At 39.1% G+C, this 24924-nt stretch carries 17 protein-coding genes and 1 pseudogene; 8 read left to right on the forward strand and 10 right to left on the reverse strand.

What is annotated here, in order from left to right; translation table 11 throughout:
• Window positions 1–59: 59 nt before the first annotated feature.
• The gene (metH, locus tag ACXM0J_RS01255; RefSeq protein WP_086264873.1) at window positions 60–3746 is read right to left on the reverse strand and encodes a methionine synthase; all 3687 of its coding nucleotides are present in this window, start codon (window positions 3744–3746) and stop codon (window positions 60–62) included.
• A gap of 464 nt (window positions 3747–4210) precedes the next feature.
• On the opposite strand from metH, the gene ACXM0J_RS01260 reads away from it, so the two are divergent.
• Window positions 4211–5842: an inorganic phosphate transporter gene (locus ACXM0J_RS01260; RefSeq protein ID WP_086264874.1), complete on the forward strand. Its 1632-nt coding sequence runs from the start codon at window positions 4211–4213 to the stop codon at window positions 5840–5842.
• Between the two features lie 165 nt (window positions 5843–6007).
• Window positions 6008–7342, forward strand: a complete 1335-nt coding sequence (locus tag ACXM0J_RS01265) for a D-serine ammonia-lyase (RefSeq protein ID WP_086264875.1) — start codon at window positions 6008–6010, stop codon at window positions 7340–7342.
• Between the two features lie 47 nt (window positions 7343–7389).
• Here the strand turns inward: ACXM0J_RS01265 and ACXM0J_RS01270 are convergent, their stop codons facing one another.
• The 5 genes and pseudogenes from ACXM0J_RS01270 to ACXM0J_RS01290 all read right to left on the reverse strand — a co-directional run bounded on the left by ACXM0J_RS01270 (window position 7390) and on the right by ACXM0J_RS01290 (window position 13235).
• Window positions 7390–8937, reverse strand: coding sequence for a hypothetical protein (locus tag ACXM0J_RS01270; RefSeq protein WP_086264876.1), 1548 nt, complete (start codon window positions 8935–8937; stop codon window positions 7390–7392).
• Window positions 8938–9493: 556 nt separating this feature from the next.
• Window positions 9494–9658: a hypothetical protein gene (locus tag ACXM0J_RS01275; RefSeq protein ID WP_086264877.1), complete on the reverse strand. Its 165-nt coding sequence runs from the start codon at window positions 9656–9658 to the stop codon at window positions 9494–9496.
• Between the two features lie 109 nt (window positions 9659–9767).
• On the reverse strand, window positions 9768–10772 hold the full coding sequence (locus ACXM0J_RS01280) for a formylglycine-generating enzyme family protein (RefSeq protein ID WP_213034392.1): 1005 nt from the start codon (window positions 10770–10772) through the stop codon (window positions 9768–9770).
• A pseudogene (locus tag ACXM0J_RS01285) lies at window positions 10769–12447 on the reverse strand (arylsulfatase). Before ACXM0J_RS01285 ends, ACXM0J_RS01280 begins: the two are co-directional and overlap by 4 nt.
• A gap of 170 nt (window positions 12448–12617) precedes the next feature.
• Complete coding sequence (locus ACXM0J_RS01290) at window positions 12618–13235, reverse strand: rhomboid family intramembrane serine protease (protein ID WP_017387134.1); 618 nt, start codon at window positions 13233–13235, stop codon at window positions 12618–12620.
• A gap of 158 nt (window positions 13236–13393) precedes the next feature.
• Between ACXM0J_RS01290 and nfuA the strand changes: the two genes are divergently transcribed.
• Both nfuA and ACXM0J_RS01300 read left to right on the forward strand, forming a co-directional pair.
• On the forward strand, window positions 13394–14032 hold the full coding sequence (nfuA, locus tag ACXM0J_RS01295) for a Fe-S biogenesis protein NfuA (protein WP_086264878.1): 639 nt from the start codon (window positions 13394–13396) through the stop codon (window positions 14030–14032).
• Between the two features lie 169 nt (window positions 14033–14201).
• Window positions 14202–16466 carry a TonB-dependent siderophore receptor gene (locus ACXM0J_RS01300; protein WP_086264879.1) on the forward strand — a complete coding sequence of 755 codons (2265 nt, stop codon included), beginning with the start codon at window positions 14202–14204 and terminating at the stop codon, window positions 16464–16466.
• Between the two features lie 23 nt (window positions 16467–16489).
• Here ACXM0J_RS01300 and ACXM0J_RS01305 read toward each other — a convergent pair whose 3' ends face one another.
• A complete protein-coding gene (locus tag ACXM0J_RS01305) occupies window positions 16490–17497 on the reverse strand; it encodes a hypothetical protein (protein WP_086264880.1) in 1008 nt (335 codons plus the stop codon).
• A gap of 26 nt (window positions 17498–17523) precedes the next feature.
• Window positions 17524–18549 (reverse strand): alpha/beta fold hydrolase, encoded by a 1026-nt coding sequence (locus ACXM0J_RS01310; protein WP_086264881.1) that lies wholly within the window; start codon window positions 18547–18549, stop codon window positions 17524–17526.
• Between the two features lie 284 nt (window positions 18550–18833).
• Here ACXM0J_RS01310 and ACXM0J_RS01315 point away from each other — a divergent pair, with 284 nt between their 5' ends.
• Window positions 18834–19448: a carbonic anhydrase gene (locus ACXM0J_RS01315; RefSeq protein WP_002117769.1), complete on the forward strand. Its 615-nt coding sequence runs from the start codon at window positions 18834–18836 to the stop codon at window positions 19446–19448.
• Between the two features lie 35 nt (window positions 19449–19483).
• Here the strand turns inward: ACXM0J_RS01315 and ACXM0J_RS01320 are convergent, their stop codons facing one another.
• Window positions 19484–20107 (reverse strand): arylesterase, encoded by a 624-nt coding sequence (locus tag ACXM0J_RS01320; RefSeq protein WP_033848609.1) that lies wholly within the window; start codon window positions 20105–20107, stop codon window positions 19484–19486.
• A 44-nt stretch (window positions 20108–20151) separates the two neighbouring features.
• On the opposite strand from ACXM0J_RS01320, the gene ACXM0J_RS01325 reads away from it, so the two are divergent.
• On the forward strand, window positions 20152–20844 hold the full coding sequence (locus ACXM0J_RS01325) for an ABC transporter ATP-binding protein (RefSeq protein ID WP_005802976.1): 693 nt from the start codon (window positions 20152–20154) through the stop codon (window positions 20842–20844).
• Window positions 20845–20847: 3 nt separating this feature from the next.
• Window positions 20848–23307 (forward strand): ABC transporter permease, encoded by a 2460-nt coding sequence (locus ACXM0J_RS01330; protein WP_086264882.1) that lies wholly within the window; start codon window positions 20848–20850, stop codon window positions 23305–23307.
• 1 nt (window position 23308) lies between these two features.
• On the opposite strand, the gene ACXM0J_RS01335 is transcribed toward ACXM0J_RS01330, so the two are convergent.
• Window positions 23309–24118 carry a rhomboid family intramembrane serine protease gene (locus tag ACXM0J_RS01335; protein WP_086264883.1) on the reverse strand — a complete coding sequence of 270 codons (810 nt, stop codon included), beginning with the start codon at window positions 24116–24118 and terminating at the stop codon, window positions 23309–23311.
• Between the two features lie 76 nt (window positions 24119–24194).
• On the opposite strand from ACXM0J_RS01335, the gene mtgA reads away from it, so the two are divergent.
• Window positions 24195–24872, forward strand: a complete 678-nt coding sequence (gene mtgA / locus ACXM0J_RS01340; RefSeq protein ID WP_002117784.1) for a monofunctional biosynthetic peptidoglycan transglycosylase — start codon at window positions 24195–24197, stop codon at window positions 24870–24872.
• Window positions 24873–24924 lie beyond the last annotated feature (52 nt).

Genomic DNA, 24924 nt, shown 5'->3' on the forward strand with positions numbered 1-24924 from the left:
AAGGGCGTGATGGATTTCCTTCACTCCCTATTTTTTTAATCAGGTTTATTTATATCAACTTAAGCAATCGAATCATCTAAATTCGGCGCCAACCAACGTTTCGCTTCATCCAGTGTCCAACCTTTACGTTTTGCATAATCTTCAAGTTGGTCTTGAGAGATCTTGCCCACGTTAAAGTATTCACTTTGTGGATGAGAATAATAGAAACCACTTACTGAAGATGGCGGCATCATTGCAAAGTGCTCAGTCAGTTTGGTGCCGATTTTGTCGGTAGAACCTAACCAGTCAAACAACACTGCTTTTTCAGAGTGCTCTGGGCAAGCAGGGTAGCCCGGTGCAGGGCGAATACCGACGTATTTCTCTTTAATCAGTTCTTCATTGCTGAGCTGCTCATCAGCTTTATAGCCCCAGAACTCTTTACGAATGCGTTCATGCAAGTGTTCTGCAAAGGCTTCAGCAAAACGGTCAGCCAATGACTGAACTAAGATTGCAGAGTAGTCATCACCTTTAGCTTTGTATTCATTTGCCAGTTCTTCTGCACCAAAAATCGATACAGTGAATCCGCCTAAGTAGTCTTGTTGCTCACGGTCATTACGAATGTAATCTGCCAAAGACAAGTTTGGTTTACCTGTCACTTTGTCAGATTGCTGACGTAAGTGCTCAAAAGTATGCGTAACATTTTGACCCGCTTCATCAAATACGCTCACTGTGTCTGCATTAGTGCGCTGTGCAGGGAACATACCGAATACGGCACGAGCATCAAAACGATTGTTGTCGATAATATCTTTCAACATCGCTTGAGCTTGGTTATACAAATCTGTTGCAGCCTCACCAACCACTTCATCTTCTAAAATTTTCGGGAATTTACCTGCCAAGCTCCAGGAAATGAAGAATGGTGTCCAGTCAAAATACTCTACAAGCGTTGCAAGAGGATAGTTGGTGAGGACTTGTGTTCCCAAAAGATTTGGTTTTGGTGGTACATAGCTTTCTTCAATTTTAAAACCGTTTTCAACTGACTCAGCATAGGTCAACTTTGCAGCTTTTGGTTGCTTATTGGCTAAGCGCTCACGAATCTTGGCATATTCGGCACGGTGTTCTGCGATGAAGTTTCCACGCATTTCAGGAGAAAGTAGGGTGGTTGCCACACCAACTGCACGTGAAGCATCGGCAACATAAATCACCGCATCGTTTTGATACTGAGGATCAATTTTTACTGCTGTGTGTGCTTTAGAAGTAGTCGCACCACCAATCAATAAAGGAATGTTAAAACCTTTGCGTTGCATTTCTTTCGCAACAAAGACCATCTCATCTAAAGATGGGGTAATCAGACCTGACAAGCCGATGATGTCACATTTTTCATCAATTGCAGTTTGCAAGATTTTCTCGCAAGGGACCATCACGCCAAGGTCAACAATGTCGTAACCATTACAGCCGAGTACAACACCTACAATATTCTTACCAATATCGTGTACGTCACCCTTAACAGTTGCCATCAGGACTTTACCTTTAGATTGGCTACCTGTTTTTTCAGCTTCAATGTACGGGTTGAGCCAAGCCACAGCTTGCTTCATAACGCGTGCAGATTTCACAACCTGTGGTAAGAACATTTTGCCTGACCCGAACAAGTCACCAACCACGTTCATACCGTCCATTAAAGCGCCTTCGATTACATCTAAAGGACGTTTGGCTTTGAGGCGAGCTTCTTCGGTATCTTCATCAATGTAAGTCGTAATACCTTTAACTAAAGCGTATTCAAGACGTTTTTCGACTGACTCATTACGCCATTCAAGGTTCTCGGCTTCTTTGATAGCACCACCTTGTCCGCGGTATTTTTCCGCAACTTCAAGTAGTTTCTCGGTTGCAGCCTGACCAGACTCACCTTGGTTTTGGTTTAAGATGACATCTTCAACTGCTTGTTTTAGCTCGGCTGGAATATCATCATAAATTGCCATTTGGCCAGCATTCACAATACCCATGGTCATGCCTTGCTTGATGGCATGGTATAAGAACACAGAGTGGATGGCTTCACGAACAGGCTCGTTACCTCGGAATGAGAACGAAACGTTCGATACACCACCAGAAATCATGGCGTGAGGTAAGTTCTGTTTAATCCAACCTGTGGCCTCAATAAAATCGACGCCATAGTTATTGTGCTCTTCAATACCTGTTGCTACTGCAAACACGTTCGGGTCAAAAATAATATCTTCAGCAGGGAAGCCAACATCGTTAACCAAAATGTCATATGAGCGTTTACAGATTTCACGCTTACGTGCAGCAGTGTCTGCCTGACCTGTTTCGTCAAATGCCATGACAATAATCGCAGCGCCATATTGACGGCACAGGCGAGCTTTTTCTACAAACTCGTCATAACCTTCTTTTAAAGAAATCGAGTTAACAACGGGTTTACCTTGTACACATTTTAAGCCAGCTTCAATGATTTCCCATTTTGATGAGTCAATCATAATTGGTACACGTGAAATATCTGGTTCAGAAGCCACAAGGTTTAAGAAATGCACCATCGCATTTTGCGAATCGAGCATCCCTTCATCCATGTTAATGTCGATAATCTGTGCGCCAGCTTCCACTTGTTGCTGTGCAACTTCTAAAGCTTCAGCAAAGTTTTCTTCACGGATTAAGCGTAAGAATTTTTTCGAACCTGTAACGTTAGTACGTTCACCCACGTTAACGAACAATGAGTCATCATAAATATTAAATGGTTCTAAACCACTCAAACGGCATGCAGGTACAGTTTCAGGAACTTGACGAGGGGCAATATCTTTTACCGCATTGGCAATCGCACGGATATGATCAGGTGTTGTACCACAGCAACCACCAGTAATATTAATTAAACCGCTTTCTGCAAATTCTTTTAAGAATGCTGCAGTTTGCTCTGGTGTTTCATCATATTCACCAAAAGCATTTGGTAAGCCCGCATTTGGGTGCGCTGAAACAAAGGTATCTGCGACATCGGAAATGGTTTTTACGTGAGGACGCATGGCATCTGCACCAAGCGCACAGTTAAAACCAATCGATAGCAAGTCACCATGACGTACAGAGTTCCAGAACGCTTCGGCAGTTTGACCTGTTAAGGTACGACCCGATGCATCGGTAATGGTCCCTGAAATCATAATTGGTAATTCGCGACCAATCTGTTTAAAGACTTCTTTTACCGCAAAAATCGCAGCTTTACAGTTTAATGTGTCAAATACGGTTTCAATCAAAATGATATCTGCACCGCCTTCAATCAACGCATGAGTCGCTTCAATATAGTTTTCTTTTAGCTCATCAAAGGTAATGTTACGAAAGGCAGGGTCATTTACATTAGGTGAAATTGAACAAGTACGTGATGTTGGCCCAAGCACGCCTGCAACAAAACGCGGTTTATCTGGAGTCGAATACTTCTCACACGCTGCTTTGGCCAAACGTGCTGCTTCACGGTTAATCTCTGGAACAAGATCTTCCATGTGGTAATCCGACATAGAAACACGTGTGCCGTTAAAGCTGTTGGTTTCAATAATGTCTGCACCAGCATCAAGATAAGCTTCATGAATACCTTGAATGATTTGAGGTTGTGTCAGAACCAAAAGGTCATTGTTACCTTTTAAGTCATGTGCCCAATCGGCAAAACGCTCACCACGGTAGTCAGCTTCTTCCAATTTATGGCGCTGGATCATAGTTCCCATTGCACCATCAATAATCAGAATGCGTTTAGCAAGAAGCGCTTTTAGGGTGGCAAGCGTAGACATAGAAAACCCCGATCTTTTATATGAATTTAAAAATGCGGCGCTATTGTAACAGAATAGTTGCGCAATTGATGACCTATAACGACCCATCATTCATTGTAATAGATTCATTAAAAAACGGCTTTTATGACAAATGAAGACTGTTTTTTCATCAAATATTCATAAAATGATCATGATGTTGAAATATTTCATCTCCAATATTCGGTTTTATGACAGTTGCGGTGTTTAAAAAGTATTCGTTTAGGTAATTTTTTAGATATTTTTGCTTCAAAAATAGTCATAAAATAGATGGGTGGGGGTTTATGTAAATTATTGTATTTAAATAAAAAAATAAAAATCATAGAGGAAAGGTGCATCAAATGAGGTCAAAATGTGAAAAATTGACTTCATCAGGCGCCGCTTTGTCATATAATTGTCATAATTTAATTTAAGAATACAGAGGATTTTTTTATCCTCTTACCGTCTGCATGAATTCTAATCTACCCCCTGTTTCGGATTCAAAACTTGCGGCAAACCTGCAAGTCAAATCGACGAATGTACATGTCCCGACACCTAAGTTTTTTATGCCGGTGTTTCTGACGATTATTGTTGCAACACTTATTTATATTGGATTTCAGGTGAGTGCGGATTTAGCGCATGTACCACCTTTGAGTCTTTATTCAGTTATTCTTTTATCAACTGCACTCTTGATTGCTTTAGGCTTTGAGTTTGTAAATGGCTTCCACGATACTGCAAATGCAGTGGCAACAGTGATTTACACCAATGCTTTACCAGCACCAGTTGCAGTCATGTGGGCTGGTTTTTGTAATTTCCTTGGGGTAATGGTTGCAAGCGGTGCAGTCGCTTACGGCATTATTGCATTGCTGCCTGTTGAACTGATCATGAATATGGGTAGCGGTGCAGGTTTCGCAATGGTTTTTGCATTGTTGCTCGCTGCAATTCTTTGGAATCTTGGTACATGGTTCTTAGGAATTCCTGCGTCTAGCTCTCATACTTTGATTGGTTCAATCTTGGGTGTGGGCATTATGAACCATCTATTGAGTGCATCGACCGGCGTAACGACCAGTGGTGTTGATATGGATCAGGTGATTAAAGTCGGTAAGGCATTATTATTTTCACCTTTAATTGGTTTCGCTTTTGCAGCGATTGTATTCTTGTTGGTTAAAACTATTTTTAAACGCCAAGTAGAATTATTCCAACCACCGGAAGGTAATAAACCACCACCAGCAATCATTCGTGCAATTTTGATCTTTACCTGTACAGGTGTAAGTTTTGCACATGGTTCTAATGACGGTCAAAAAGGTATGGGACTCATCATGCTGATTTTGGTTGGTCTGGTGCCATTGGCTTATTCATTAAATAAAAATCTTGATACACAACAAGTTCAATCATTCCATCAGCTTTCTTCTCAAACTGCCGTATTGTTGAAGCAAAATCAGCCAGAATTAACTGATGAAAAAGCACGTGTTATTCTGACTAAATATATTCAAACTAAACAGCAAACTCCAGAAGTCGTGCCTGCATTGGCAAGTATGACTGACCACTTGGGTGAGCGAGTTTCTAGCTATAACAACTTAAAAGATATTCCTGAAGCTGCAATTAGTGAAATTCGTAATGATATGTATTTAAGCACCACGACGTTTAAGCGTTTGGATAAAGCAGATGCTTTACCAAAAATGGATGACTCACAGAAAAAGCTTGTGAAAGAATACCGTAGTAGCTTAGATTCATTCTTACAATACATTCCGACTTGGGTAAAAGTAGCTGTTGCTTTAGCACTTGGCCTAGGCACAATGGTTGGTTGGAAACGTATTGTTGTGACTGTAGGTGAGCGTATTGGTAAGCATCACATGACTTATGGTCAAGGGATGTCTGCTGAACTTGTTGCAATGAGTACAATTGCAGCTGCTGATGGTTTAGGTATGCCGGTTTCAACAACACATGTTTTAAACAGTGCTGTTGCGGGTACGATGGTGGCGAATAAATCAGGTTTAAACTTTAATACAGTTAAAACAATTTTATCTGCATGGGTATTTACTCTTCCTGCAACAATCTGTTTGTCAGGTGGTTTGTACTGGTTATTCTTGCAGTTTGTATAAAAGCATTTAAAAAATTAAAGCCACTGTGAACAGTGGCTTTTTTATTTGTTTAGTTTTTAAAGTTGAGACTATTTTTCATGTACATTCATCTATAAATTAATAAGTTGCTATAGGCCATCAAACAGCTTTATAGGTTGGGCTTAAAATTTTATATCAGGATATATTATGAATGCGGTTCAAATAGATCAGCTAAAACAACAATTTCCACTTATTGAAACACTTCAAGCCTATCAAGAAACATTTTGGTTTACACCTCATCGATATCTTTTAAAAGAAGCTTTAGAAAAAGTTGGACTAACTGCTAAGGACGTAAGTGAAGCAGAAGCAAGACTAGCGCGTTTCGCACCTTATTTGGCAAAGGTGTTTCCCGAAACTCAAGCGCAACATGGAAAAATTGAATCAGATATCGTTGAAATTGCTCATATGCAACAAGCGCTTTCTTCAGCAAAACAAGTACAACTTAATGGAAAATTCTGGCTGAAAAAAGATAGTCATTTACCTATTTCAGGCTCCATCAAAGCACGTGGTGGCATTTATGAAGTGCTCACACATGCAGAAAAACTTGCCATGCAGGCGGGGCTACTCAAACCAGAAGACGATTACAGTAAACTCGATCAAGATGCATTTCGAACATTTTTTTCTAAGTATCAAATTGCGGTAGGTTCTACAGGCAACCTTGGGCTTTCTATAGGCATTATGAGTGCCAAACTCGGCTTTAGAGTCACTGTTCATATGTCGGCTGATGCTAGACAGTGGAAAAAAGACAAACTACGTTCACTCGGCGTTAACGTTGTAGAATATGCCAGTGATTACGGAGTAGCTGTTGAAGAGGGACGAAAAGCCGCAGAGCAAGATCCACATTGCTTTTTCATTGATGATGAGAACTCAACAACATTATTTTTAGGTTATGCCGTTGCAGGAATACGCCTAAAACAGCAATTTGAGCAAAAACAAATTAAAGTCGATGCTGAACACCCTTTATTTGTTTATTTGCCGTGTGGCGTCGGTGGTGGGCCTGGTGGGGTGAGTTTTGGACTAAAACTGGCTTTTGGTGAGCATGTACATTGTATCTTTGCCGAACCCACACATTCGCCGTGCATGTTACTTGGTGTCCACACAGGTTTGCATGATCAGATTTCAGTTAATGACATTGGCATTGATAACGTTACTGCGGCAGACGGGCTTGCGGTAGGGCGTGCTTCAGGTTTTGTCGGACGTGCTATGCAACAGTTAATTGATGGCTATTACACCATTCATGATGAACGTTTATATGAGCTTATTGCGCTTTTAAATCAAACTGAGAATATTCAGCTTGAGCCTTCTGCGGCAGCAGGTATGATGGGGCCGTATTATGTTCAGACGACTCCTGCTTACTTGGCTTTACACCAGTTAACAGCTGAGCAGTTGCAGCAGGCAAATCATGTGATATGGGCTACCGGGGGCGGTATGGTGCCGCCTGATGAAATGCAAAAATATCTATCACACTTTCAACGTAAATAAAGACATATTAGAAAAAAGCCCAATTCTAGGATTGGGCTTTAATCAAATTATTTTTTAGATGATTTTCTAAAAGGGAGTTTTTCTGTAGCAAAACCATAAATTGCAGCGAAAGGTAGGGCAGTCCGTGCTAAATAAGCGACACGCCATAATCCACCGTGGTTGGCACCTTCCATCATAAGTTCAAGCGGATGATCCAGTACAGTTTCAGGATTCGCTACTGAAGACTCATTTCTTAAGTCATGAATCCAGAGTGCTGCCATAATGGCATTAGTGGTTTCAGGACTAAATGCTTCTACGTCAAAAAGCTCTGCGCCATTAAAAGCAGCTTTCAATAGTGGATTTTTAGTTACTGAGTGAGTCGTTGTCGATGGAGCAATATTAATGCTAACGCGTTGGCCTTGATGGCGAGCCAAAATAGCACGCCATTGTTGAATACGTTTTGCCAAAGCATAGTTTGGACCTTGTTCAACCACTAAACAGTCTGCAATACCATAAGTTTTGCCATTCTCACACTTAATCAAGTCTTGGTATGGTGCTTGAAAAAAACGATTGAGCGAAAGTGTAGAAACACCTTTCACTGCCAATTTTTGCATTTTTGTGCGGGATTTAAATTTTTGTTGTGCGGCCTCGGCAACTTCTTTAGGTACTGCATAAACATCAGTTGGGGTGCACATAAACATAAGGCTTGTATCGGGCTTATGCTCGCTCACGAATTGCATGATGCTATCCATCGCCATGGAAACACGTACATGCTTTTCACCATCTAAATAGGCGATTGCTGCCAAATCTAATTTTTGTGGAAACTGAACCAACCACTGTGCAATTTCAGGTAGTTGAGTGAGTAAATTTGCTCCCAACTTATCTTTTAATTCAGAGGCTTTTGCTGATGAATTCACTTGCTCTACAGTTGGTGCAATGAGAGTAGCATTCCCTTGTTGAATCGTATTTAAAATTTTGCTCCAAACTCGTGGGTTTGGTAAATCTACTGCAACAATATTCGCTTTCCATTTGGCTAACCAAGGCAGTGGTCCTGCTTCTGAGGCTGCACCAAATAACACCATTGTACGGTCAGATAAATCGAACCATTCAGGATGAGCAATAGCTTCACGAAGTGCTTTTGCATGGCTTGGCTCAACAATACCAGTCTCTTCCCAGCGTTGAATTTGGTCCAGTAAGCTTTGTCCACTCAGCTTTTGTCCTTTATAAGGAACATACCACTCCGGTGCTGCATCACTTTCACCTTTAAGTTTTACTGTATAAAGCGGCTTGGATGAAGCAATATGAACGGCATCTTTTAAAAGGTAATGTTTACCATCACGATAATAATCAAAAATATGGTGAGCTTTATGCAATCCTTGCTTCGCGATAGTAATGGGGTTGTTGATATTAGAAATCCCTTGTTTAACAAGTGCTTTAAAATATACAGGATAGTTTTTTCGCCAGTTTTTTTCATTCAACACTTGTTGTGCGGTTTTATTATCTACAATAGATAGGGCCTCCGACAAAATCTCTTGACCTGTAAGAGATGTACTTTGTTTTTTTGTTGAGGCGTTTACCGGAAATTGCAGACCTTCGACTTGACTTGTGCTGGACATAAAATATCTCGTTTATACGACTGGGTTAATATACAGATGTATACATTATCTATGCCAATGAAAGGAAACGAGTGGCAATAACTGACAAAATAATATTGATTATTTATGTGATGAAACGTGAAAGAGAAACTTATTATGATAAATTCATCTCATTTTGGTCTTAATTTTTTTCACATTTTTAGAACATTTTTATAGACTTACGTTACATAAATGTTTATTTTGTATTAAGCAAATACATCGGTTTTAGCCTGAAGGTAAAATGTTCAAAATGTATCAATAATAGAGATACAGAAATGATTAAAAACTAGACTTTTTTCTTAAGGAATAAGGAAAGTCGGACGGAATAAGAAAGAATTGGGGTGAAACTAGATAGAAGACAACGTAAGATTGTCTTTTAAAAATCTTGGGGATATGGTGACTTTTTTACACCATAATTTTCTAGTTTCATCCCATCTATTTTTGGGTTGGAACCCTCCATTTTTAGTATTCAATTCAGTACAGGATTGAATTCTATTTCTTTAGAGTAACTTAAAAATTACTTTAAAAGAGCCTATGCTTAGCAACGCCCTTTTTTCGCTTGTCCTGGTGGGCAAAAGTCTCCCGGATGGTTATGATGAGGTGAATCGGGATCAATCACAATACTACCATCGGGCGTGTGGACTGCACATGCTGATAGTGACATTGTAAAAATTGCTGCGGCACAAAGAAGTAAAGTTTTCATCTTGTTCTCACTTTTTTATCATTCTCCTTTGTACTATAGAAATATTTTGATTGTTTTTCGATCTAATTTTGGTTAACAAATATCTTTAATGCGCTTAATTAAGAAGAGATTAAGGAGATCGTAAAATAGTTCGAAAACCAACATGTGTTGCGGCTAAATCAAAATCCTGAGGATAGCGACTACTGCTACGATAACGTGAACAATAATTTTGTGCACAAAGAAAAGATCCACCTTTAATTACATATTGCGTGCTAGTGATTTGTTGTTGTCGTAAATCAGAATAATTTCCCATATGCTGGTCATGTGCACCCTGATAGGGAGATGATGTCCATTCCCATAGATTTCCAATCATATCGAATAGTTTAAAACCGTTAGATTTAAAACATCCGACAGGAGCAATATCAGTAAAATGATCTTGGTTCAGATTTTCAAAGGGAAATACACCTTGCCAGTAATTGGCTTGCGGATGTTGATGTTCATCAGTAGGGGCCTGATGTAAAGGTGTATCAGTCTTTGAATTGGCTTTAGCTGCATATTCCCATTCTAGTTCTGTTGGTAAATCACGTCCTAGCCACACTGCATAATGTTCAGCATCATTTTTACTTACATACCTTACAGGCTCATTAGGATTTGCAATAGCACCATTACTGCCGTTTGGCGTTTTCCATGTGTAACCTGATTTTAGCTGCCACCATTGCTGTGGGTGATCAGGATCAGGTGAAAAAACAGCGGCCTGCTTTTGTTTTTCGGCATCGGTAATATAGCCAGTTGCTTTTACAAAACTTGCAAATTGAGCGACAGTAACTTCAGTTTGGTCAATCCAAAATCCTTTAACTTCCCGCTGCTTTTTTCCAAAATTAAGTTCGTCGGGATAGGCTTTCTCAGAACCAAAATTAAAATTCCCATCGGCAATTAAAACCATTCCAGCTGTAGGTTGTTTGAGCCAACCCTGAGGCAAACCAGTATAGTTTTGACACTTTTCAATAGACCCTAAATCAGCTAAAGAGGTTTGCTGTTGCGTTGAGGGGGCTGATTCAGAAACTTTTGAAGATTGGCTACACCCTGTCATGATAGACAGGCTGATGGTGGTGACTAAAAAGGGTTTCAATTTCATTTGGGGTTATATTCCTGCACACCATTTTTCTCAGTATATTTTTGATAGACCGATAAGAGTTCTTGAACTTTTGCAGGATAAAGCTGAGCAACGTTTTGTCTTTCTCCTCGATCTAATTTAATGTTGTATAGCTCCCAAGTCCCTGTGCCTAATTCAGGGCGCCCTTGAAGTGCGATTTTCCATTCACCTTGTTTTGCATATTTGCTGCCATGTAACTCATCCGCAAAGCTAAAATTAGCAGGGCGAATAGTATTGGTTTTGTTTTCAAGCAAAGGTTTCCATGAAATCCCAGATGGCGTATTAATGGCCCGGCCATTATATTGGCCTTGAGGTACTGGAATATGAGCATATTCTAGTAAGGTAGGGAAAACATCGAGTACCGATGCAAAGCTATGATTGGTTTCTTCTGCTTTTTTCTGGTTCGGTAATTTCACAATAGCAGGGGCAGTTGTTGCGCCTTCGCCCGCCGTATCTTTCCATAAGTGGAAAGGTGCCGCACTGACTTCGGCCCAACGTGGCCCAATATAGTGATATGAAGTAGGTGTGCCAACATTAGCTACCGAGTTATCAAAACCAGATTCACTGCCATATCCGCCACGTACAAAACCTTCTGCACCATTGTCTGAGACAAAGAATTAAAGTATTGTCATAAAGATTATTTTGTTTGAGATATTGAATAATGCGGCCTACATTCGCATCAAGATTTTCTACCATGCCCGCATAGATTTCCATCTTACGAGCTTCTAGTGCTTTTTGTTCGGCTGTTAATTCATCCCATTTCCCATATTTTTGTGGAGCATTTTGTGTCGCAATTGGTTCTGCTGCATCAAAGTTTGCAGGAATAATTCCAAGCTGTTTTTGTCTGGCAATGCGGGCATTACGAATTGCATCGTAACCGACATCATAAACTCCGCGATATTTTTCACGATATTCGGCTGGGGCTTGAATTGGCCAGTGAGGCGCCGTATAGGCAGCATAAGCAAAGAACGGTTTGCCACTATTTTTGCCTGAATCTAAGTAGCTTAGTAATTTATCGGTGAAATAGTTGGTAGAGAAAAAGTCAGTCATCAGGCAAAGCTGAAACAGGAATAACTTGACCATCTTCTGTATAAGTTGAATTTCGTTTAAATGCACTTGGTGCTTGCTTAAAATGATGGTCTAGACCTTGTAATAAAGTAAATGAATGATCAAAACCTTTTGCATGTGCATTTGCTTGAGGGGTTAAGCCTAAATGCCATTTACCACTGATGTACGTGCGGTAACCATTGTCTTTAAGTACTTGTGCGATAGATAGAGAGCGTTCATTCAAATATCCCTCGTAACCTGGTTGTCCCTTCAAATGTTCTGGGGTGAGTTCTGCCATTGCGCCAATACCAGCTAAATGATGATCAGTACCGGAAATAAGTTGAGAGCGTGTTGGGGAACAGGTCGGGGCAGTATGATAATCCGTTAAAAGGCGTCCTTCTTGAGCCAGACTATCAATATTAGGGGTGTGAATTTCACCACCAAAAGCTCCTAAATCTGAATAGCCTAAGTCATCAGCCATAATAAATAAGATATTCGGTTGCTTAGGCGTGCTTACAACATTTTCTTGATTAACATTGTCATTACATCCAGCCAAAGATAAGCTAAATAATGCAATAGAAAGGCTAGATAAAATTGCTTTGTACTTCATTGTATCATCTGAATTATTAAAGGAATTGGCACGAGTTTAATCAGATGGTTTTTGCAAACAAAACAAGGAAATGATCAAAGAAAATCAGAAAAAAGACAGAGAATTTATGCAGATAAATAAATCAGAAAAAAAGAAAAGCCCATAACGGACTTTTCTTAGATTTATATGCTTTAAAAAGGAAGGCGAGTAAGCTGGTCTAAGAAATGTGGAATAACTTTAGGTTCAAGTAAAATGGTTACGATGATTCCGTAAGCTGCACCCCATAAATGAGCACTATGGTTAATATTGCTATTACCACGCTTACCAGCCCAAATACTATACGCCACATATAAAATAGCAAAAATAATAGCGGGTACAGGAATGAAGAATACAAAAATCAGCTTCCATGGCTGAAACAGAATATAAGCAAATAAAACTGCTGAAACAGCACCTGAGGCACCTAGGCTGGCCCAATTCGCATCATTTTTATGTTGTAAATAGCTTGGCAAAATCGCAAAGATTAAGCCACCTAAATAGAACAACACAAAACCCATGTCATAGAAATATTGGCGGTAAAAACTTTCAATGATACTGCCAAAGAAAAACAGGGTAATCATGTTGAAAAGTAGATGTGTTCCGTCGGCATGGATAAAGCCATGAGTAATGAATCGATCAATTTGTCCACGTTGCATTGCAGGCGGCCAAAAAATCAATCGGTTCATTACATTTTGATTGCTAAAAGCAAGTAAAGAAATAATGACCGTAATAATAATAAGAGTAACTGTATGGTTAAACGGCAAATGCAACATAAGAAATATTTAAAAAATGATCAATACTGAGCTCAATAATGCCATTAAAAACTTAACTTGAAACCCTGTTGTGTATAAATCCGACAAATTTAGTTGATTTTTTTTAAATCCACCTCATCTTCGGTTAATATAAAGGCATCAGCTTGAGGAATATTGTTATGTCGACTGAGAACACCAACACTGCTATTGCAGAAGAAATTCCAAACCTTTTGATTACACCATCTGCACAAGAGTATTTGCACGATTTACTAACGAAGCAAAATACTCCGGGAATTGGCGTTCGAATTTTTGTTGAGCATCCGGGTACGCCACGTGCGGAATGCTGTATGGCATATAGTGCGCCAGAAGAAGTGATCCCAACGGATTATAAACAGGACTATCCTGATTTTCCTGCATATATTGATGCGCCATCTATTCCTTATCTTTTAGATGCCGTAATCGATTACAACAAGGACCGTTTTGGTGGTCAGCTCACTTTCCGTGCTCCAAACTCTAAAGTTCCACGTGTTGGTCCAGATGCTTCGATTGAAGAACGTATTACTTACATTCTTCAGGCAGAAATTAACCCAGGTCTTGCAGGGCATGGCGGAAATTGTAGCTTGGTAGAAGTACAAGATGATCCAGAACATGGTTTAACTGCTGTATTGAAATTTGGTGGTGGTTGCCAAGGTTGTTCTGCAATTGATGTTACCTTGAAACAAGGTGTAGAAACTACTTTAAGAGAGAACATTCCTGAGCTTCAACGTGTGGTTGACCAAACAGACCATACACAAGCTGAAGGTGCTTATTTCAAATAATCAAATTATTTGAAAAGTGAAATAAAAAAGCCTCGCAGTGAGGTTTTTTTATTATTCAATATAAATAATGATAATTATTATCAATAACATTTGTAATTTTATTTATCTTTGTTACAATGCGAAACTGAAAATGAGAGATGTTTAATAAATCAATATATTGGGAATACTTATGTCGAAGCGTATTATCCAGTCAGTGCTTTCTGTTTCAGTACTGGCAAGTATGATGTCTATGGCTTATGCTGCACAAAATGAGCAAGAACAAGCTGAACAAGCATTAGAAAAGCCTGCTGAACCTGTGAAATTGGAAACAATTTTTGTAACAGCTGAAGAGCAAGTGAAGCAGTCGCTCGGTGTATCAGTAATCACCCAAGAAGATTTAGAAAAACTACCAGTTCGTAATGATATTTCTGATTATGTGCGCCGTATGCCTGGTGTCAACTTAACAGGTAACAGCGCAACAGGGCAGCGTGGCAATAATAGACAAATTGATATTCGTGGAATGGGGCCCGAAAACACGCTTATTTTAGTAGATGGAAAACCAATTAACTCTCGTAATTCAGTTCGTTATGGCTGGAAAGGAGAGCGTGATACACGCGGTGACTCAAACTGGGTGCCAGCAGAAGCAATCGAGTCGATTGAGGTTTTACGTGGTCCAGCAGCAGCTCGTTATGGCTCTGGTGCGGCAGGTGGTGTGGTTAACATCATTACTAAAAAAGTGACTAATGAAACCCATGGCTCAGTAGAATTTTATACATCGCAACCTGAAGACTCTAAAGAAGGCGCATCAAATCGTGTTGGTTTTAACGTAAGTGGGCCACTGATTAAAGATGTTTTGTCTTATCGTTTATATGGTAATTACAATAAAACAGAAGCTGACGATGTTGACATTAATAAATCAATTGGTAGTACCGCAGCTGGGCGTGAAGGCGTTAAAAATAAAGATATTTCAGGTCGTTTAGCTTGGCAGGCAACAGATCAGCAAACTATTTTGCTTGATGTCTCTTCTAGCAAACAAGGTAATATTTATTCTGGTGACTCTCAGTTAAATGCAAATGCTGAGGCGGATGCGATTCTTTCAGAACTTATTGGTAAAGAAACCAATACTATGTACCGTGATAGCTATGCATTAACACATGAGGGTGATTGGTCTTGGGGTAAGAGTAAGCTCGTTGCTCAATATGACAAAACGCATAATAAACGTCTTCCAGAAGGCCTTGGTGGCAGCACAGAAGGAAAAATTAATAATCTTGATGATAAAGCCACTTCACGTTTAGAAACTCTTCGATTTAATGGTGAAGCCAATATTCCTTTTGAATATTATGTGCTGCATGTATTAACACTTGGTACTGAATGGGTTGAAGACAGATTTAAAGATAATGTGTCGACAAATCAAGGAAAAGACAGTAGTGGTTCAGGCTATGGCGATCAATTGGCTAAAGGCGATCGCAGTAAAATGGAGTCACGTATTGCTTCTGCATATATTGAAGATAACTTGAAACTCACAGAGAGCACAGATGTCGTGTTAGGTCTGCGTTTTGATGACCATAGTAAATCTGGTTCTAACTGGAGTCCAAGCTTAAATATTACCCAAAGACTTAACGATTATTTCACTTTAAAAGGTGGGGTAGCAAAAGCTTATAAAGCACCGAATATGTATCAAAATGCCGAAGGGTATTTATTAAGTACAAATGGCAATGGTTGTCCGGCCAATATTGAGTCACGTTGCTTATTACAAGGTAATGGTGATTTAAAACCAGAAACTTCGGTTAACAAAGAGCTCGGTATCCAGTTCCAAAAAGACATCGTGAATGCGAGCTTAACTTGGTTCCGCAATGACTATAAAGATAAAATTGTGGCTGGTACAAATGTTGTTGGAACAGTTGATGGTTCAAGCACCAATGCAAATACAGGAGCTGTGACCAATACTAAGTGGAATATCTTACGTTGGGAAAATACGCCTAAAGCATTAATTCAAGGTTTTGAAGGAAGCTTAGGATTAGATTTCGGTAATATCCGCTGGACTAACAACTTTACGTATATGATGGATTCAAAAGATAAACAAACAGGTAATCCATTATCTTTAGTTCCAGTTTATACAATTAACTCAATTTTTGATTATGACATCACAGATCAGTTAGATGTGAATTTTGTGTTCACTCAATATGGCCGTCAAAAATCACGCCAGTTTGCAGAAAGTAGAATCGAATCTGGTATTGGTTCAGGTGGAGCAGATTCTGCGCTCAAGCCAAGTACTGTAAAAAGCTATAGTACCGCTGGAATTAATGTTGGTTATAAATTTTCAGACAATATAAGTACGCGTGTTGGTGTAAGTAATCTGTTTGATAAACAAATTTTAAGAGATAGTAATTCAATCAGCCAAACTTATAATGAACCAGGTCGAGCTTATTACGCTTCTTTAAAATATTCTTTCTAATCAATATAAATAACAAAGGCGCTCTAAGCGCCTTTGTTATTTAAAATATCTAATGCTTTTTCAGAATAATAGAATTTTTCTAAGTACACACGGGCACGGCGTCTTAAATGTCCTGTTGTAATTAACTGCTGTAATACAGGCACAAGTAACGTGGTCAGCTCATGTTGCACTAAGCTTTCATCAATATTGAGGTCACGGAGCAATAAATCAAAACTACGCTCTTGATTACGTACATACCAAGTATAGATACCATCATGTACTTGTTGTTTTAAATAATCAGTTTGGCGAATGTGGTCCCATATTTCATGCCCTAAACCAACCGTTTTTGATAAGTCTTGAGTTTCTACATAATTTTTTAAAACAGAAAGTCGCATAGTTTTAACTTTATGCCAAACATTTGCCTGAAAATGGTAGAGCTTATCATTGTCAAAATGTTGGTTTAAAACACGCTCACTCATTTGGCTGAGTTTTAGAATATTCTTTTGCAAATAATGATTAATCGTATCGTCCAGATTGGAATCGGTTACTGTTTCTAAAACAGATTTCCCCATTTTCATAAAACGCCCTACACCAGGTACGCGTTTTGACATGGATTCATCTAAATAATCATGCATTGTTTGCTGAATCAGTTGCGTGAGTAGGGTCGAAAAAGCAGGATTATTCACAATTGTTTTAATGAGCTTTTTACGGTGCTGCTCTTTACTCGCAACGTATTGTGCAATTCTATCAATCGTTAAAACAGGAATAACATCCTCAATAGTTGCGGTGTCATTTGCAGGATGAATTAATGCAAAGCGAATATGCTCAGCAATTTGTTCAATTAGAAAATCAGAAGCAGGCGTATCTAAAATCTGCTTTTGAATGAGCTGTTGAATTTGTTCAAAAGTCCACAGATGCTGTAATTGCCGACTCCCCAACCAATGATAAAATTGCTCAAACTCTTGCTGGATCACCTGAGTCTGAGCAAATTGCTCATCTAAAAAATCTAGATGAGCTTCAATAAGTTTTTCAATAAGTGGTTGGGTAGACATAAGGTCTCACAAGTCCGAAGTTTTATTTAAGGTGTGGTCGTTTTTGACGACTGATTTGTTTCTACTTTAAGTAAAAACGGTAGATATTGTTGCATAACCAATTGTTCTGCTTCTAAAATCGGCATATGGCCTACATTTTCTAAAATAACTGGAGGCTGAGCATTCTTTAAAAGTCGTTTTAGTTCACTTGCTACTTCAACATTAATAATCTTATCTTGTTTACCCCATAAAATGAGCGTCGGTGCATCGATTGTTTTGGTAAGTACCGCAAATGAGTCTGGTGTATAGACTTTATTAAGTGCAATCAATTGATCAACCAGTTTTTGTGTTTGAGGTGCCTGATCAATCATCAACTTTTCTTGAGCTTGAAGAAACTCTTTAGGAATAAACGGAGGATTAAACATGGTTTGTTTTAATAAATAATTAAAGTCACCTTTTTTAGAGACTAAAAGTTGTTTTAGGTAAGCAGGATCTTTTAAATAAATTGTATTGGCTGAGCGAAAAATACCGCCGCTATCCACCAAGAATAGACTTTTGGTTTCAAATGGATATTGTCCGGCATAGAGTAGGGCAATAGAGCCGCCGAGTGAGTGCCCAGCAATATGAATTGGACCTTTTAAATTTGCAGCCTCAACAAAGCGACGTAACTTTTCAGCAAGATTTGGTACTGAATAATCGAAATCTTGTGGAACGATAGTTTCGCCACTACCCGGCAAATCGGGAATAATGACATGATAATTTGTGGTGAGATAACGAGTCACTCGGTTCCAGTTATCACGGCTGCCTGCTAGGCCATGAATAAGCAGTAAAGTCGGTTTTGTTGTGGAGCCGCCTTCGCTATATGACCAAGTCACATCACCGACTTTTAAGTTTTTACTTTGTAAACCTGCCCAGCTACGTTCTTGCTGTAAAACATTCTGGAACGTCACATCAATATTATCGGCTGCCTGTGTTTGAGAAATACTCATCACTGACAATAAGCTACAAGCCAATGTCAGGGCGGTAGCAGTTTTTTTCATAGAGGCCTTAATTGATGTGGACACCCTTGTCATAGATTTCATCCTTGAAGCTTAAGCGAGTTTGAAAAATTATTGAAAAACTTTGCCAATGAGTCATTTGCCAAATGTTTAGAATGAAGAAAATTATAGTCAATCCGAGAACCAAAGTATGTCTATTTTTTCACTAAACAGTAGCGAATATGCAGTGAGCTCTACATTAAAACAGGTTAAGTATTTTTAAATTTTTTCATAGAAAAGGATTTATTTTTTGTCAGTGACATTCAAATTTTGACACATTAAAATGATTTCCAACCTTGAAAAAACAATGGAAATATAAAATGCCTACTGCGCAAGAAGTTTTAGATCGTCTGAAAGCCGGCAATCAACGATTTGTAAATGGAAATACTTCCCTTGCAAAAACCTTATCTCATCAAGAACGCGCTGAAATGGCAAAGGATCAAAATCCGTTTGCAATTGTACTTGGCTGCTCAGATTCTCGTGTTCCAGCAGAGATGGTATTTGACCAAGGTCTTGGTGATTTATTTGTAATCCGTGTTGCTGGTAATGTGGTTGCACCTTCACAAGTCGGTAGTGTCGAGTTCGCAGCAGAGCGTTATGACTGCCCGGTTGTAGTTGTATTAGGACACAGTCATTGTGGCGCAATTCAGGCGACAATTGATACGTTAATGAATCCTGATCACCCGCCATCATCTAACCTAATGTCGATTGTGAACCGCGTTCGTCCATCAGTTGAAATTTTAATGCAGACTGATTTAAAAAATGATTTGAAAAAATTATCATGTCATGCGGTGCGTTCAAACGTTTTTGCTTCGGTAAATCAATTACGCCATGGTTCAGCGGTGTTAGAGAGCCTGATTGCAAAAGGTGAGTTGATTGTTGTCGGTGCAGAATATTCACTCGAAACTGGTGAAGTTACTTTTTTTGATTTCTGATCATATTAAAAAGAATATTTAAAGATAAAAGGTGCCTATAGGGCACCTTTTATATATGGGTAAGCTAAATTAAGTAGTTTTGACTGCGCTTGAGCATTGGGATGAATCAAATCATTTTGCATAAGCTGTTTTTGACCAGCAACACCATCTAGAAAAAACGGTAGTAGTTTCACCTGATGTTTTTGGCTTACGACTTTATAATTATTTTCAAAAGCTTTGCTATACGCAGCACCATAATTTGGCGGAATCTTCATGCCAAAAAGAATAACTTTGGCTTTTTGTTTTTGGCTTAATTGAATGAGCTGATCCAGATTTTTTTGAATCATTTGAGGTGGTTGCCCACGCAAGCCGTCATTTCCACCTAATTCAATCACGACCACATTCGGCTTATAGGTCTGCAATAATTTAGGTAATCGGGCTAAAGCGCCGCTTGTTGTTTCTCCACTAACACTTGCATTGACCACTTTGTGTTGTTTGGGATACTGTTGGTCTAAGCGTTTTTGCAGTAATTGCACCCAACCTTGTTTGGGATCAATTCCGTAACCGGCACTAATACTATCTCCTAAAATTAAAATAGTTTTCGCCGATACAAGCATAGGCAACATACTTAATGAGATGAGCATGATGCTTTTAGAACCAATCAAAAAAGATTTAGACATTTGTACTTCGACCCTGATTCTGAATACATAGGACTTTTCACATCATGCCACAACCCATCATTGCTGCCCATCAAGTTACACAAACTATTCAGATTAACCAAAATCAGTTTACGATTTTAAAAGATATTGATTTAGAGATTTTTGAAGGGGAACAGGTAGCAATTACGGGACGTTCCGGCTCAGGTAAATCAACCTTACTAGGAATTTTGGCGACTTTAGATCAACCGTCTGAAGGTGAAGTCTGGTTGTGTGGTCAAGCTGTACATCAGTTAACAGAGGAACAACGTGCCCAAATCAGAATGCAGCATATTGGTTTTGTATTTCAGTCTTTTCAACTTCTGCCTCAGTTGAGTGCGCTTGAAAATGTGATGTTACCTTTACGATTACGTAAAGATTTTGATTATAAAACAGCTGAGAAAAAAGCTTTAGATTGGTTGCATCGAGTTGGGCTGAGTCGTCAAGTTGAACAAACGCCCAAAGTCTTATCTGGTGGCGAGCAACAGCGTGTGGCGATTGCACGCGCTCTTATTGCAGAACCACAAATTATTTTTGCTGATGAGCCGACTGGAAATCTAGATGGTCAGACAGCACAAGAAATTGAAAGCTTACTCTTTGATTTAAACAGAGAACTAGGTACAACACTGATTTTAGTCACCCATGATCGTAATTTAGCAACCCTTTGTCAGCGTCATGTTGAGTTAGATGATGGCCGGCTAAAGACAGTACAGGGTGGTTAAACTATGCGTAATCTTCTCAAGCCTCTGTTGCTACAAAGTTTTCGTACCGGTGGATTATATCTACTCATTATTGCCCTATCGCTTGCGATCAGTGCAACAACTGCCCTGAAATTTAGTAATGACCAAGTTAAAAATGCAGTCAGTCTGCAAGCTTCACAAATGCTGGGTGCTGATTTAGTTCTGTCGAATAACGAGTCTATCGAACAGCAGTGGAAAAAGAAAGCTGAGCAGCTTGGTTTAAAGCAAACTAATGTCACTATATTTAGCTCGATGGCACATACCCAAGATCAGTTTGTCATGGTGAATGTAAAGGCAATTGAGCCTTTATTTCCACTCAGAGGACAGCTTGAAATTTCGCCAAAAACTCAAGCGATTCAATCTGGTGAAGTTTGGTTAAGTCAAAGAGCAGCAGATTTACTTAAAGTAAAGCGAGGAGATACTGTTTCTATTGCTGATGGTACCTTCCGTTTTAGTGGCGTGATTGTGCGTGATTCAAATCAGGAACTCGGTTTTTCAGGCTTTTCGCCAACCGTTATTATTCATCAAGCCGATATTGCTAAGACTCATGCGATTCAGACAGGGAGCAGAATTGACTATCGTTTATTAATGGCAGGTAGCCCTGAACAGGTTCAGTCATTTTCAAAGCAATTTAAGCAACAGCATGAACCTTCTAAAGATGTAGATGAAACGGCTGGCTTGCGTTTACGTGATGCAAGTGAATCGAACAGTAGGTTATTACGTCCGCTTGAAAACCTAGATACTTTTTTGCAATTGGCCAATATTTTAACGATTTTATTGTGTGGTATTGCCATCGCTTTAACGAGTCAACGTTATGTTCAACAAAACCAAGATCACATTGCACTTATTAGATGCTTAGGCGCTAGTAAATTCCAAATCTTGTGGGCATATATTGGATTGCTTTGTATTGTCAGTGCGATTTCAATTGTGCTGGGAAGCCTATTAGGTTTAATCATGGGGTTTGGCCTGCTGCAACTTATGCTGCAATTGATCCCTCAATTAGAGTTAAGTTTTTCGGTTGTACCTCTTTTAATCGGTCCTTTACCAATTGCTATTTTTACCAGCGTGATTGTGCTGCTTGGTTTTATTTTGCCAAGCATCTGGGAGCTTTTAAATACACCTCCAATTCGAGTTATTCGCGAGCAAGCCAAATCTCGCAAATCTTTATTTTTTATGTTTTTTGCAGGAATCACTAGCCTAGTCGTTTTTAGTTTGGTATTGAGTGAAAACTTAATGCTCAGCATTCTGGTTTTAGCAGCAATTATTGTTCTTTGTATTTTGCTTTACACTGTTGTTTGGCTATTGCTTCGTAGCTTAAAAAAGCTGAAAAATCGTTTGTCTTTTTATATTCGTTCGCCATCACAAAGTGCCTTACAAATTACTGCATTGGCTTTAGGCTTAAGCCTCATTACAGTGCTCAGTGTATTAAGAACAGATTTATTAGAGCGTTGGCAACAACAACTTCCGGAAGGAACACCGAATCAATTTGTTTATGGATTGCCTCCATTTGATTTAAAAACCTTTGAGCAACAGTTAAAGCAACATGGTTGGCAAAGCACCCCGTTATACCCCAATATTCGTGGCCGATTACTGGCTAAAAATGATGTACCTTTTTCAGAAGAGGCTATAAAGCAAAATAATTCTTTACGCCGTGAACTGAATTTGACTCAATCAGATTTACTACCAAATGACAATGTCATTACAAATGGTCAAGCCCAGTTTAATGGCATAGGACAAGTTTCAGTCGAAAGTAAAACTGCCGAAAGTTTGGGAATCCAAATTGGAGACAAGCTTACCTTTAGCCTGCCTGAAGGTACACTACAAGCCAAAGTTGTGAATTTCCGGAGTGTCGAGTGGGAAAGTTTTAGCCCTAACTTTTTCTTTATTTTTTCACCTAAAACCTTAGACGAAAATGCTGGAAGTTATTTAGGTAGTTTCTATGTGCCTAAGCAAGATCAACCTAAAATGATCACTATTATTCAGCAGTTCTCAAATACAGTATTTATTGATGTTGACCGGATTTTAGATGAAGTAAAACGCTTAATGAATGTTTTGGTCAAAATAGTAACTGTACTGGCAGCGTTAGTCGGTTTTTCTGGAATATTGGTACTGATTGCATGTTTAAACCTGTTAATGGACGAGCGACGCCGTGAGGTTGCTTTACTGCGCTCATTTGGTTTATCTAAAAATAAAATGAAGCAAATGCTCAGTTTTGAGATTGGTTTCTTAGGTCTGCTAGCAGGCATAGTTGCCTGCTGTTTTGCAGAAGTGATTAGTGCGATCGCAAGCTATAAAATGAATATGGCAATACAGTGGCATATTGAAATATGGCTGATTTTACCAATTGGCATGATGCTGGTTTGTGCGCTGATTGGTCGTTATCGACTAGGCTATCTCTGTAATTTGCCACCTTTACAAAGTTTAAGAGAATTAAACCAAGTGTAGTTTAAGGAATAATGTCAGGGTTCTGGATAATGATTTCATGCCATAGTGGAAGTAACGGTGAATTGATTTGTACACAGTACATATAAAAACCACCGGTAATAATTACTGCGCCTAATAGGCCGAAAATTTTAAGTATAGCTTTTAATTTGCTGACATAGCTTAAGTACCACATTAGTGCAAGGAATGCTCCAATAATCATGCCGCCAATATGCGCGGCATTATTAATACCCGTTGCGACAAAGCCAAAAACAAGGTTGATGGCCATAATCATTAATAATGCTTTTTTATCGAGTATGTAGGCTTGATGAGGCAGCGGGGGAAATAGAGAAAGTACTGTTAACGCAGCACCTAATCCCATCACGGCACCCGAAGCACCTGCACTGACATGAGGAAGTAAACTTTGATCGAAATGTTGCAGTAATTCATGCCCATTTTGAATGGTCATATAGCTACTGAGAAGGCTACCAAATAAGCCAGCAAGTAAATACATACCTATAAAATAGAAGCGACCAAATAGTGACTCAGCTACATTACCGAAAATATAGAGGGCCCACATGTTAAGCATGAGGTGAACAAGACCAAAATGAAAAAACATGCTGTTAAATAAGCGTTCGGGCTGCCCAGTAAAAGTAAGTGGTGTAAAATCAGCGCCCCAATGAATAGCATCTTTCATGGCTGGGTCGCTAATATCGACACCAGTCGCAATTTGCCAGACAAACAAACTTACATTAATCAAGATCAGTAAGGCGGTCAGCCACCAAGTTTGTACATTGAGTTTACGATTAATGTGCGGAGGCTGATATTGAGTCATGCTATGCTTTTGTTATATATGAACATGCTTAACAGCTTAACATGAAAAAAGTTGAATACAGGAGATCAGGACGAACATGAAAGCTTTTATTGTTCGCGTGTTGTTAATTTTTATTGGGGCAATTCTCCTTATTCAACTTTGGATTTTCTCAAGTTTGGTTTGGTGGCGTACACATGAAGTTGATACCACCATGTTTATGCGAATTGATTATTGGTCAGATACATCTGAGCCGATCATTCATGAATGGCTTGACTATGATGATATTAGCGACAATTTCAAACATGCGATTTTAGCTGGGGAAGATGCAAAATTCATCCATCATCATGGTTTTGACTGGGATGGCATCCGTTTTGCTCTAGAGCGTAATAATGAAGAAGGAGAGGTTGTTGCTGGTGGATCTACTGTGTCTCAGCAACTTGCAAAGAATTTGTTTTTATACAATAAGCGTTCGTTTATTCGTAAAGGCCAAGAAACTATCGCAACTTGGATGATGGAGCGAATGTGGTCAAAACGCCGAATTCTTGAGGTGTATATGAACTCTGTTGAATTTGGCAAAAATCGATATGGTGTTGAAGCAGCAGCTCAATATTATTATGGTAAAAGTGCGAGAAGCTTAACGCGTGAACAAGCAGCCTTTTTAGCTGCGTTATTGCCTGATCCGAAATATTATCAAGACCACCGTAACGATCGTAAACTACAATATAGAAAACGCGTTATTTTACGTTATATGAATAGTACCCAGATTCCTGAATAATGATGTTTAAAGATGTGTTAATTTTTTAGTTTTTACCAAATTGTCATATTTT

The sequence above is a fragment of the Acinetobacter sp. GRABPA_MV_2 genome, assembly GCF_056725885.1.

What these genes read in the sequence shown, in the direction of transcription:
- metH (WP_086264873.1), bottom strand. Translation starts at nt 3,746, where the DNA reads ATGTCTACGCTTGCCACCCTAAAAGCGCTTCTTGCTAAACGCATTCTG.
- ACXM0J_RS01260 (WP_086264874.1), top strand. Translation starts at nt 4,211, where the DNA reads ATGAATTCTAATCTACCCCCTGTTTCGGATTCAAAACTTGCGGCAAAC.
- ACXM0J_RS01265 (WP_086264875.1), top strand. Translation starts at nt 6,008, where the DNA reads ATGAATGCGGTTCAAATAGATCAGCTAAAACAACAATTTCCACTTATT.
- ACXM0J_RS01270 (WP_086264876.1), bottom strand. Translation starts at nt 8,937, where the DNA reads ATGTCCAGCACAAGTCAAGTCGAAGGTCTGCAATTTCCGGTAAACGCC.
- ACXM0J_RS01275 (WP_086264877.1), bottom strand. Translation starts at nt 9,658, where the DNA reads ATGAAAACTTTACTTCTTTGTGCCGCAGCAATTTTTACAATGTCACTA.
- ACXM0J_RS01280 (WP_213034392.1), bottom strand. Translation starts at nt 10,772, where the DNA reads ATGAAATTGAAACCCTTTTTAGTCACCACCATCAGCCTGTCTATCATG.
- ACXM0J_RS01290 (WP_017387134.1), bottom strand. Translation starts at nt 13,235, where the DNA reads ATGTTGCATTTGCCGTTTAACCATACAGTTACTCTTATTATTATTACG.
- nfuA (WP_086264878.1), top strand. Translation starts at nt 13,394, where the DNA reads ATGTCGACTGAGAACACCAACACTGCTATTGCAGAAGAAATTCCAAAC.
- ACXM0J_RS01300 (WP_086264879.1), top strand. Translation starts at nt 14,202, where the DNA reads ATGTCGAAGCGTATTATCCAGTCAGTGCTTTCTGTTTCAGTACTGGCA.
- ACXM0J_RS01305 (WP_086264880.1), bottom strand. Translation starts at nt 17,497, where the DNA reads ATGTCTACCCAACCACTTATTGAAAAACTTATTGAAGCTCATCTAGAT.
- ACXM0J_RS01310 (WP_086264881.1), bottom strand. Translation starts at nt 18,549, where the DNA reads ATGACAAGGGTGTCCACATCAATTAAGGCCTCTATGAAAAAAACTGCT.
- ACXM0J_RS01315 (WP_002117769.1), top strand. Translation starts at nt 18,834, where the DNA reads ATGCCTACTGCGCAAGAAGTTTTAGATCGTCTGAAAGCCGGCAATCAA.
- ACXM0J_RS01320 (WP_033848609.1), bottom strand. Translation starts at nt 20,107, where the DNA reads ATGTCTAAATCTTTTTTGATTGGTTCTAAAAGCATCATGCTCATCTCA.
- ACXM0J_RS01325 (WP_005802976.1), top strand. Translation starts at nt 20,152, where the DNA reads ATGCCACAACCCATCATTGCTGCCCATCAAGTTACACAAACTATTCAG.
- ACXM0J_RS01330 (WP_086264882.1), top strand. Translation starts at nt 20,848, where the DNA reads ATGCGTAATCTTCTCAAGCCTCTGTTGCTACAAAGTTTTCGTACCGGT.
- ACXM0J_RS01335 (WP_086264883.1), bottom strand. Translation starts at nt 24,118, where the DNA reads ATGACTCAATATCAGCCTCCGCACATTAATCGTAAACTCAATGTACAA.
- mtgA (WP_002117784.1), top strand. Translation starts at nt 24,195, where the DNA reads ATGAAAGCTTTTATTGTTCGCGTGTTGTTAATTTTTATTGGGGCAATT.